This window comes from Nonomuraea recticatena (genome assembly GCF_039533245.1).
In the GTDB taxonomy this organism is placed as follows: Bacteria; Actinomycetota; Actinomycetes; order Streptosporangiales; family Streptosporangiaceae; genus Nonomuraea; species Nonomuraea roseola.
On record NZ_BAAATE010000013.1, the window covers coordinates 221,130 to 231,082 of the forward strand.

The 9,953-nt window shown below is 69.8% G+C and carries 10 protein-coding genes and 1 pseudogene; 4 read left to right on the plus strand and 7 right to left on the minus strand.

The window, feature by feature from the left end; all coding sequences use genetic code 11:
- Window positions 1-25 precede the first annotated feature (25 nt).
- Window positions 26-334 carry a hypothetical protein gene (locus tag ABFX50_RS25395; RefSeq protein WP_346149832.1) on the plus strand — a complete coding sequence of 103 codons (309 nt, stop codon included), beginning with the start codon at window positions 26-28 and terminating at the stop codon, window positions 332-334.
- 278 nt (window positions 335-612) lie between these two features.
- On the opposite strand, the gene ABFX50_RS25400 is transcribed toward ABFX50_RS25395, so the two are convergent.
- From ABFX50_RS25400 to ABFX50_RS25410, 4 genes and pseudogenes are all read right to left on the minus strand, one after another.
- Window positions 613-1,023 carry a hypothetical protein gene (locus ABFX50_RS25400; RefSeq protein WP_346149833.1) on the minus strand — a complete coding sequence of 137 codons (411 nt, stop codon included), beginning with the start codon at window positions 1,021-1,023 and terminating at the stop codon, window positions 613-615.
- 29 nt (window positions 1,024-1,052) lie between these two features.
- Window positions 1,053-1,382, minus strand: a pseudogene (locus ABFX50_RS51400) (PIG-L deacetylase family protein); the annotation flags it as partial.
- 137 nt (window positions 1,383-1,519) lie between these two features.
- Window positions 1,520-2,098 (minus strand): GNAT family N-acetyltransferase, encoded by a 579-nt coding sequence (locus ABFX50_RS25405; protein ID WP_346149834.1) that lies wholly within the window; start codon window positions 2,096-2,098, stop codon window positions 1,520-1,522.
- Between the two features lie 307 nt (window positions 2,099-2,405).
- The gene (locus ABFX50_RS25410; protein ID WP_379506389.1) at window positions 2,406-3,335 is read right to left on the minus strand and encodes an RNA polymerase sigma-70 factor; all 930 of its coding nucleotides are present in this window, start codon (window positions 3,333-3,335) and stop codon (window positions 2,406-2,408) included.
- Window positions 3,336-3,511: 176 nt separating this feature from the next.
- Between ABFX50_RS25410 and ABFX50_RS25415 the strand changes: the two genes are divergently transcribed.
- From ABFX50_RS25415 to ABFX50_RS25425, 3 genes are all read left to right on the plus strand, one after another.
- A complete protein-coding gene (locus ABFX50_RS25415) occupies window positions 3,512-4,978 on the plus strand; it encodes an FAD-binding oxidoreductase (RefSeq protein WP_346149835.1) in 1,467 nt (488 codons plus the stop codon).
- Window positions 4,979-5,170: 192 nt separating this feature from the next.
- Window positions 5,171-5,296, plus strand: coding sequence for a DoxX family protein (locus tag ABFX50_RS25420; protein WP_346149836.1), 126 nt, complete (start codon window positions 5,171-5,173; stop codon window positions 5,294-5,296).
- Window positions 5,297-5,486: 190 nt separating this feature from the next.
- A complete protein-coding gene (locus tag ABFX50_RS25425; protein WP_346149837.1) occupies window positions 5,487-6,704 on the plus strand; it encodes an alpha/beta fold hydrolase in 1,218 nt (405 codons plus the stop codon).
- Between the two features lie 135 nt (window positions 6,705-6,839).
- On the opposite strand, the gene ABFX50_RS25430 is transcribed toward ABFX50_RS25425, so the two are convergent.
- The 3 genes from ABFX50_RS25430 to ABFX50_RS25440 form a co-directional block, all read right to left on the minus strand.
- A complete protein-coding gene (locus ABFX50_RS25430) occupies window positions 6,840-7,253 on the minus strand; it encodes a VOC family protein (protein ID WP_346149838.1) in 414 nt (137 codons plus the stop codon).
- Window positions 7,254-7,400: 147 nt separating this feature from the next.
- Window positions 7,401-7,886 (minus strand): hypothetical protein, encoded by a 486-nt coding sequence (locus ABFX50_RS25435; RefSeq protein WP_346149839.1) that lies wholly within the window; start codon window positions 7,884-7,886, stop codon window positions 7,401-7,403.
- A 362-nt stretch (window positions 7,887-8,248) separates the two neighbouring features.
- Window positions 8,249-9,457: a cytochrome P450 gene (locus ABFX50_RS25440; protein ID WP_346149840.1), complete on the minus strand. Its 1,209-nt coding sequence runs from the start codon at window positions 9,455-9,457 to the stop codon at window positions 8,249-8,251.
- Window positions 9,458-9,953 lie beyond the last annotated feature (496 nt).

Here is a 9,953-nt window from a genome sequence, read left to right on the forward strand (position 1 = left end):
CCCTCCCCCGTCACTAGGAGGTCATATGCGTCGTCTCCCCGCCACCCTCGCCGTAGGGTGCGCGATCGCCCTCGTCCTCGCCCTCGCCACCCCTGCGTCTGCGGCATTCGGAACACTGACCCTGACCTTGCTCAGTGGGCAGGAGGCCGAGCTCGAGAATCCCGCTCGGGGTTGCCACTCCATCGACTCCTCGGTGAAGGCGGTCAACAACACCACAGCTCCTGTGTCCCTGTACTGGGATCGCGACTGCAACGGCCCCCCGCAGCTCGCGAACGTGGGTCAGACCACGATCGCCCAGGGCACGCCCTGGGTCAGCGTCTACGTCAACCGCTGAGATCACCGGCCGCCTGACGCCGGGGCCGGCGTCGGGGATGAACAGCGCGCAAGGCGGCCTTGCCATGCCGCTGTCGGTCTGGGAGGTACTGCTCGACCTGGCCGCCCCACGACTGCCACAGCGCGACTCGACAGGAAGCCCGAGGCCGGGGTCCGGGCTTTCTCGTCTCGGCGCCGGGGCGGCCGACCATGTCGCCGGTGGCCCGGGCGACGACCTTTGCGACGGTGGCACGCTCGAAGGTGAGGCCTGGGTCTTGAGCGCATGGCCGTCTCAACGGCTCAGGACCGCGGTCCTGACAGGGCGGTCTCCGAAGTCCCGGTGTAGGAGACGCGCCGGTACCACTCGTTCGCCAGCATCTGGGCGCGGGCCTGCTCCGGCAGAGAGGTGAGCAAGGTCATCGACGCGCCCCGCCCGACCTCGGACTCGTGCGCGTGCATGGCAGCCCACTTGCGCTCGGCCCACTGCCCGACATCGAGATGGGTGGTGACGTGTTCGTCGGGGACGCCTGGCAGCGTCTGGCCCGGCTCGGGAGGCGTTCCGAACACCGCCTGCCAGTGCGACGCCACGACGGATCGCGGGATGGTCGCCAGGTAGAGGGCGTGCGGACGCCACGGAGCGCCCGCGTCCCTGTAGAGCTGGTCGTACCCGGCCGCTTCGACCGCGGCCATGGCCACCCGGTGCACGTGCACGTGATCCGGATGACCGTACGACCCCATCCGTCGTAGGTGAGCACGACATCGGGCCTGAACTCCCTGATGTGCTCGACGACCCTTCTCACCGCCTCGTCGAGCGGGACGTCCAGAAAACGCGGGCTGCCGGGCGCGGACTCGGGCTTGCCGGCGTCGGCGTAACCGAGCAGCCTCGGTTTGCCCGCGCCGAGGATGTCCAGCGAGCGCTCCAGTTCTCCGGCCCGTTGGGTTCCCTCCGCCCAGGTGCACGTGACGACGGCGGTCCTGGCGCCCTCGTCGGCGTACCTGGCCAGGGTCCCGCCGGTCCAGATCGCCTCGTCGTCCGGATGCGCATGCACACACAGCACCCCGAAACCCATGCGAACACCTCCCGAGTGATCAATGGCCGGTCATCGTAACGCTCGCGCATCCTTGCCGTTCGCGGTTCGCAGCGACAGAGGCGTGCGGCTCGACCGCGGACGAGGGACGGACGAGTTCGCCCTGCGAACGCGTGCCGTCAGGGTGACGGACTGATCAGGGCGTGCAGGTGCATGTCGTGCCATCCGTCGGCGTGGAGATGAGCGCTGCGCCTGGTCCCTTCCAGGGCGAACCCGGCTTTCTGCGCGACCCGGCAGGACGCTTCGTTCATGGTCGAGTGGTTCAGGTACAGCCGATGGACTCCCACGCCGAACGCCCATGCGCTGAGCGTCCGCACTCCGGCCGTGGCCGCGCCTCGACCTCGGGCCGCGGCGCGCATCCAGTAGGCCACCTCGGCCTCTCCCGCTGCGCGGTCGATGCCACGCAGCGCGACCCTGCCGAGCACCTCGTCCGTCGCCGTAACAACCGCCCAGGTCGCGCTGGACTCGATGCGCCAGCCCTGTGTGTAGCCCTCGATGAGTTCTTCGGCCTCGCCGATCGAGTCAACGGTGCGCGCATGCCAGTGCCGCGTGCCCGGGTCCTTGAAGGCGTCGAGGATCATGGGAGCGTCCTCCCTTCTCCAGGGCCTCAGAAGAAGGCTCCTCTCTGACGTCAGGACCGGCTGCGGGCTGTGGCTCAGCGAACCGGGCGCGATGACCGGGAGGACGAGTTCGGGCATACGGTTTCTCCATCACGTGGGGGCACGGAGTTCTCATTCTCCGCCCCCCTTGCGCGGGGCCCGCAGCGGCGGTGGCCCCCGGTCAGCGGCGCTCAGATTGATCAGCGGCCATTGCGCAGGGCTGTGTCGTCGTACCGGCAGGAGCCGCTGAGGAAGGAACTTGTGAACACCGCGGCCGCGCTCAGGGCCGGCCGTGGCGCCTGATCCGGCACGCGACACCGACGGGCTGGTACGGCAGGCCGGAGGGAGGCCAGAGGTTTCTCCCGCTGGTTCGTTGTCAGCAGTGCGGTGGGGTTCGTCGCCCGGCTCAGCGGTGCAGGGTGGTCTCCCGCTCCATGTGCGACAGCTTCTCGGGATTACGGACGGCGTAGAGCCCGGTGATGAGGCCGTCGTCGACGCGGACCGCCATGACGGTGTCGATCTCGCCGTTCAGCCGGAAGACCAGCGCCGGATAGCCGTTCACCTGTGCCGGCTGCAGCAGCGTCGCCGCGGAGATCCTGCCCAGCACGTCGGTCACCCGGTCGGCTCCCACGACAGGCTCCAGCGCGGCCCGCACGACGCCGCCCCCGTCACCCAGCAGGACGACGTCCGGCGCGAGAACGTCGAGCAGGCGTTGCAGATCGCCGGTTTCGACCGCCCGCTGGAACGCCTCGAGCGCGTCTCGTGTCGCGGCCGGAGAGACGACCCCGCGCGGCCGGCGCGCCGCGACGTGCGCCCGTGCCCGGTGCGCGATCTGACGGACCGCGGCCAGGCTCTTGCCGACGGCCTCGGCGATCTCGTCGTAGTCCAGGTCGAACACCTCGCGCAGCACGAACACCGCCCGCTCGGTCGGCTGAAGTGTCTCCAGCACCAGCAGCATCGCCATCGAGACGCTGTCGGCCAGCACCACGTCCTCGGCCACATCAGGCGAGGTCAGCAGCGGCTCGGGCAGCCAGGGACCGACGTAGGACTCCTTGCGACGGCCGAGCGTACGCAGCCGGCTCAGCGCCTGGCGGGCGGCGACGCGGACCAGGTAGGCACGCCGATCCCGCACGGTGTCGAGATCGACGCCCGCCCATCGCAGCCAGGTCTCCTGCAGGACGTCCTCGGCGTCGGCGGCCGAGCCGAGCATCTCGTAGGCGACGGTGAACAGCAGGTTGCGGTGGGCGACGAACGCCTCGGTTGCGGGGTCGGGGCGGTCGTCCCGGCTCATGTCCCCGCCGCGATCTCCGGGCGCGGTCTGCGACGTGCCGGCCATGGATACTCCTGTTCCCTCGACTGTGTCGCCACCAGACGCCGAACCAGGCCGTTTTGTGACACCGCGACGGTAGCCGATCCTTGCCGCCCGCTGCCGCACGGCCTGACGCCGGGGCAGCGTCGTGAGCGGCGGTGCCTCAGATATCTCCGATGAGCCCCTTGTGTGGTGCAGGTCACATGGCCGCGCTGTCACAAGGATCAGGTCGCCGGCATCTTGTGTTCGTTCAGCACGCCGCCGGGCGGCGGCGACTGTCGGCCCGGTCGGTTCCGACAACGAGTTTTCTCCTGTGTGGAAGGAACGTCATGAGTTCAGCGCTTGAAACCCTTCGCCGTGACTTCGGCGGCGACATCATCGAACCGGGCGGAGCGGAGTACGAATCGGCCAGCCGCTCGGTCCTGTCTTCGGGTAGTCCGGCCTATGTCCTGCGGCCCGAGAGCGTCGGGGACGTGCAGGCGGGTGTCAGATTCGCCGCCGGCGCAGGGCTTGTGCTGTCCGTCCGTGGCGGCGGCCATGGGTTCGCGGGCTTCGGCACCAACGACGGCGGCATCGTGATCGACCTCAGCAGGCTCGCGAACGTGGAGCTCATCGACAAGGAGCGTCACCTCGTGCGGATCGGTGGCGGCGCCACCTGGGGTCAGGTCGCGGCCGCCCTGGCCCCGCACGGCCTGGCGATCTCCTCGGGCGACACCAAGAGCGTCGGTGTCGGCGGGCTGACGTTGACCGGCGGCATCGGCTGGAAGGTCAGGAAGTACGGCCTGGCCCTGGACAACGTGGTCGCCGCAGAGGTGGTCACGGCCGACGGAGAGGTCCTGCACGCCAGCGCGCAGGACAACCCGGAGCTGTTCTGGGCGATTCGCGGGGGCGGCGGCAACGTCGGGATCGTGACCGCCTTCGAGTTCGCGGCACACCCGACGACAGACGTCTTCTACGGCAAGATCTCTTTCCCGGCGTCGGAGGCTGCCGCCGTGCTCCAGGGCTGGGCGGACTACCTCCGCACCGCCCCCGAAGAGCTCACCTCCATCGCGAGCTTCGCCAATCCCTTCGCCGGCGGACCCGAAGCGCCGGTCGAGATCCACCTCGCCTTCGACGGCGACGACACGGAGCTCGCCACGAAGGCCATCGACCCGATCCGCCGCCTCGGCACGGTGATCGCCGACGATGTCGCGCTGAAGCCCTATGCCGACACGCTCGTGGATGGCGTGACACCGCCGCCCGGCATCCGGCTCGTCACCCGAAGCGCATTCGTCGACAGGGAATCGGTGCCAGAGGTCCTTCAGATCCTTGCCGAGGTCGGGGCATCGGAGGGGTCGCCGTTCATCGCCGTTCGCAGCGTCGGCGGTGCGGTGGCCCGCGTCCCCGACGACGCCACCGCCTACGCGCATCGCCGAGCGGAGTTGATGTTCGTGACCACCACCGCGGGTCCGGCTCCGGTCGTCGAGGCCGCTGGTCCTGCCCTGGAAGCGATCTGGGCGAGGCTCGCACCCCACGTCAACGGCGCCTACGCCAACTTCCTCGCCTCGGCCACCGAGGAGGATGTCGCCGCGATCTATCCAGCGCAGACCTACGAGCGGCTCGCGGCGGTCAAGCGCCAGTACGATCCCGGCAACCTGTTCGCCCGCAACCACAACGTCCGGCCTCAGTAGGCCCTGCGGACGAGCACCAGCCCCGACCGGCGCCGTGCACCGCTCGTCCCGCACGAGACAGCCCCGCCGGTCGCCACGTGCCCGGACTGACCCGCACCTCGTCCCTCACCGCCACCCAGAGGACCTGCTCGGCGCTCTCGAGGACCTGGGCGCGGTGTGGGTCGCCCAGGCCTCGCTTACCCCTGCACGAGCATGCCCTACTTCCTCGGCGCGGTGGTCACGCATCTGCGGGTCAAGGACGTCAAGGGGATCCTGATCCCGGTGGTGCTCGCGGCCGTCTCCATGGCCCCGCTGCTGCTCGGCATCGCGACGTGGTGAGCCGTCCCGGAACGGGGGACGAAGACCGCAGCAGTTCAGGTGTCTCAGCGCCACGTCGGGCTCATTGCGGCCATCCATGCGCGTGTCGAACCTTCTTCGAGGACGGAGAAAAGACGACACGACCAAACGTTGACGTGGCATGAGCGATGAGGGCGGCGGGCCCGGTACAGCCGACAGCGGGCGCGAGGGCGTGAGAGCAAAGGCAGCGGCTGGGCTGCTCATCGTGCCGGCGGTCCTGGCCGGGCTCGTGGCCGGGCTCGGCGCGCTGTGGGCCGCCGCTGCGACGAGTGGTAACCGGTACGTGGCGTTGGCCGTGGCCGCGCCGGCGCTGACGGGCCTCGTCTGGTGGTTGTGCCGGTTGGCGCTGCGGCGAGTGGCGGGCTTACAGGTACGACGCTGGGCCCCGATCGCGGTCGCCGTGGTGGAGCTGGCGGTCGTGGCCGTCCCCCTCGCGGGCCTGCTGTACGGCGGGCCGCCGAACCGGCCGATCGCGGCGGGGCCCGGCACGCGGTACTGGGACCTGCCGACCGGCTCGCGCATCGCCTACACGCGCACCCCGGCCCAGGGCGAGCGGCGCGACACACCGGTGATCCTGGTGCACGGCGGGCCGGGCGCGCCGGACGAGCCGTCGCCGCTCGCACCCGCGCTCGCCGCCGCGGGCTTCGACGTGTACGCCTACCACCAGGTGGGCGCGGGCCTGTCCAGCCGCCTGTCCGACGTACGCGGCTACACCGTCGCCCGGCACATCGCCGACCTGGACGCCGTCAGGGCCGCGATCGGCGCGGACCGCGTCGTGCTGGCCGGCGTCTCCTGGGGCGGCCAGCTCGTCGCCACCTACCTGGCCGCGCACCCGGACCGGGTGGCCCGCGCGGTCGTGGCCTCGCCGGGAACCATCTGGTTGCCCGCCTTTCCTGACAACCGGCACATGACGGAGGGCGGCCTGCGCGACCAGAACCGGGCGCTGTGGGACCACCCGCGCCTCCTGCTGGCGCACGTGCTCGTCGAGGTCGCGGGGCCACGCGTCACCCACGCGCTGCTGCCGGACGACGCGGTGGACGGCGACTTCGAGTCCCTCGTCGGCGAGTTCGACATGCGGGCGGGCTGCCCCGGCCGGCTACTGCGGGTGCCGCCGTCGGGGGCGGGATTCTGGGCCAACGCCATGACCGGGCGCGACATGCACAGGGTGGCCGATCCCCGGCCCGCGCTGCGCCGGATCGCCGTTCCCGTGCTCGTGTTGCGCGGCTCCTGCGACTACGTGGCGCCCGAGGTCGCCCGTGAGTACGCCGACGTGCTGCCGAACGCCGTCTTCCGCGAGATCGGCGGCTCCGGCCACGACATCGCCCATGACCGGCCAGGCAGGTACCGGGAGCTGGTCACCGCCTTCCTGCGCGGCCAGATCACGCCTTGAGCCGACGAACACGGCTCGCACCTGGCACCTCGTCTGATCATCGGTGCCGGTCACGCCGGTCATGCCGAAGGACCATCCGTCCGGAGGGTCCGACAGTGGCTGCGTCACCACACTCGCCAGGGGCCTGCTCGGCGGCTACTCGGCGTAGGGCTGGTCGGCTCCCTGGGCGCTGTAGCCGAGGCTCCAGATGTAGCCGTCCGGGTCGGCGAAGGAGCCGCCGTACCCGCCCCACGGCAGGGGGCCTGCGGGCTTGAGGATCGTGGCGCCGGCCTTCGTGGCCTCCGCGATGATCTCGTCGACCCGCGCCTCACTGCGGACGACGTAGGTGAGGACCAGTCCGCTGAAGCCGCTGCCTTCCGGGCTCGCGCCCACCTGGTCGGCCAGGCCTTCGCGGCCGTAGAAGCCGACGGGCGAGGCTCCGTCCGACTCGAAGAACACCGAGATGCCGTAGTCGTCCTTGATCTTCCAGCCGAGCCCCTCGGTGTAGAACTGCTTGGCCCGGTCCAGGTCCCGGACGCCGAGGAGGATGGAGCTGACGTGCGCTTTCATACCTTGTCTCCTTTGTGCTCTTGGGATGCGGCACATGCGAGTCACGCTACAAACGGTCCGGTATCCAGCGCTTCTTGATTCGTGACCGGTTTGGTCGCCTGTACTCCACACCGCTCGGGCGGTCAGACGCCGGCGCCGGGTCCGGCGTCATCGTGGTGCAGAAGGTCGCTTCTCATAGACAGCGTCCGTCACCCCCCACATGAACACCGCGCCGAGCGGGTTGTCCGGGAAGTCCGCCTTCAGCACCCTGGTGAGGAACTGGACCATGCCGCAGTCGTAGCGGCTCCACAGCGCCTCGCCCCTGTTGTAGACCAGGACGGGCCACGCGGCGGCATCCTGGCCCGTGGCGTCCCAGCACAGCAAGTCGGCGGTGGCGCTGACACCCCAGGTGATCAGCAGCGGACGGGTGCCCTCCAGATCGGGCGTCTTGTCCTCGGTCTGCCAGTCGGCCTCGGCGTTGGCCGTCTCCATCACCATCCCGTCCCGCCGCGCCTCAGACAGCGCCACCCTGGGTTCCGGCTCACCGATCGACAGGTAGTCCTGCACTGATCCGGACCCGTACACCTGCATGAACCGCTGATAGTCGGGCGGGAACGACCGTCCCCACGACTCGGTCATCCGAGCCCAGTCCACCAGCGTTCCTTCACCAGCCGGTGGCGGCATGAGCCGCTGTAGGACATCCACGTCAGCCGCCGCACTCATCGGCACCTCTCTTCCACGTGCCCCATCATCACCGCCACCTTCGCGAACTGATGACCCGGCAGGGCCCTAAGCGCCGGCGCCACCCGAGTCCGCATGACGATCCCTTCGCTGCCCGCCCTCCTGGTCACCTCGGCCAGCGCCGTCGGACCCGAGCGCAACTCCTCACGAGCCCTCCGTTCGCGAGGGACGACAACGGCGGCCCTGGCCGGGCGCTCCTTGCCGAACACGACCGCCCGCCAGGGCCGGACCCCAGAGCACACGCGGCCGTGCGCGCCCCCGTCACTGGCTCGCCGTCAGACGTCCCAGGTGACCGGGAGGCTCTTGACCCCGTAGATGTCCGCGGACTCCGGGCGCAGAGCGACCTCTTCCGCCGGTACGGCCAGGCGGAGCGTGGGGAAGCGGGCGAGCAGCGCGGAGAACGCGACCCGCATCTCGACGCGGGCCAGCTGCTGGCCCAGGCACTGGTGGATGCCGTGGCTGAAGGCCAGGTGCCCGCCGTCCTGCCTGCGCAGGTCGAGCACGTGGGGGTCGGAGAAGCGCTCGGGGTCACGGTTGGCGGTGTTAAGGGACATCACGACCATCGAACCGGCCTTGATGGTCTGGCCGCCCAACTCGACGTCCTCCAGCGCGGTTCTGAAAAAGGTCTTGGCGACGCTCAGATACCGCAGGAGTTCCTCGACGGCGTTGTCGATGAGCGTGGGATCGGCGCGTAGCGCTGCCAGCTGCGCCGGATTCTGCAGCAGGGCGAAGGTGCCAAGCGCGAGCATGTTCGTGGTGGTGTCGAGCCCTGCCGCGAGCAGGATCAGGCTCATCCCCTTCAGTTCCTCATCGGTCAGATCGCTGTCGGTGAGTTCGCTGAGGATGTCGTCGGTGGGGTTGCCGCGCTTGGCGGCCACCAGCTGTGCGAGGTAGTCCTGGACCGCGGTGTAGGCCGCGATCAACTCCTCGTCGCTGGACTCCCCGCTCATGAACAGGTCGATCTGCTCCTGGAAGCGGCCTCGGTCCTCGTACGGCACGCCCAGCAGCTCACAGATCATGATGGCCGGGATGGGCTTGGCGAACGCGGTCACCAGGTCCGCCGTCGGCCCGGCCTTCTCCATGGCGTCCAGGTGCTCGGCGGTGATCTCCTCGACGCGCTCGGTGAGCTGCCGCATCCGCCGCACGGTGAACTTGCCGACCAGCGGTTTGCGGTAGCGCCCGTGCTGCGGCTCGTCCATGAGCAGGAACTCGCCGGGCGGCGCCGGAGGCATCTCGATGCCGGACAGGTCCATGGCCCAGTGGTGGCGCATGAGCTCCTTGCGCGAACTGAACCGTGAGTCGCCGAGGACTGACCGGACCAGGTCGTATCCGGTGACCAGCCAGCCTTCGTGTCCGTCGGGGAAGGGGAAGCGGCTGATCGGGCCGTGCTCGCGGGCGTCGATCAGCTCCTTGGGCGGGTCGAAGGGACAGCCGGGCTGACGCGCCGCCGGCATCGTCGTGACGGTGTGGAGGGATTCACTCATGATTCGTCCTCGTCTCGCGATAAGTCTCGCGGTAGTACGTGTGTGGGGAGCTCGAAGCAGAGCTGGGTGTGGCCGATCGCAGACGATCGTTCGTTGCCCGTCGACCGAGCCTGATTGGCCCTGTTGATCCCGGACCGGGCTGCCGGATGACGGGTGCGGGAAATGGGCTGCGGTGTGGGGGCTGTGCGGGCCTCGCCGTACCGAAGTGCGACCGGTTGCGGGCCGGCGAGCGGCCACGGCAGTAGCCGGACGTTCTACGACGGCTTCTTCGCCGGCCGCTCAACCCCGTCTTCGACGCCGGGGCTACCCCAGGGACGGGCGTCGAGCACGATCGTGTCTTGGCCTTGCGCGGGCCGTTAGGAGATCTTGCGGCGGTAGGTGTTCATGGCGAAGGCGTAGGCGACGATGAGGATGCCGACGCACCAGCCGAGGGCGATCCAGATGTCGGTGCCCACCGGCTGCTGGGTGAACAGGTCGCGGACGGCGTTGACGATGG

Coding starts and splice junctions, on each gene's coding strand:
- ABFX50_RS25405 (WP_346149834.1), bottom strand. CDS start 2,098: ATGCCCGAACTCGTCCTCCCGGTCATCGCGCCCGGTTCGCTGAGCCAC.
- ABFX50_RS25410 (WP_379506389.1), bottom strand. CDS start 3,335: ATGGCCGGCACGTCGCAGACCGCGCCCGGAGATCGCGGCGGGGACATG.
- ABFX50_RS25415 (WP_346149835.1), top strand. CDS start 3,512: ATGGCCGCGCTGTCACAAGGATCAGGTCGCCGGCATCTTGTGTTCGTT.
- ABFX50_RS25430 (WP_346149838.1), bottom strand. CDS start 7,253: ATGAAAGCGCACGTCAGCTCCATCCTCCTCGGCGTCCGGGACCTGGAC.
- ABFX50_RS25440 (WP_346149840.1), bottom strand. CDS start 9,457: ATGAGTGAATCCCTCCACACCGTCACGACGATGCCGGCGGCGCGTCAG.
- ABFX50_RS25395 (WP_346149832.1), top strand. CDS start 26: ATGCGTCGTCTCCCCGCCACCCTCGCCGTAGGGTGCGCGATCGCCCTC.
- ABFX50_RS25420 (WP_346149836.1), top strand. CDS start 5,171: ATGCCCTACTTCCTCGGCGCGGTGGTCACGCATCTGCGGGTCAAGGAC.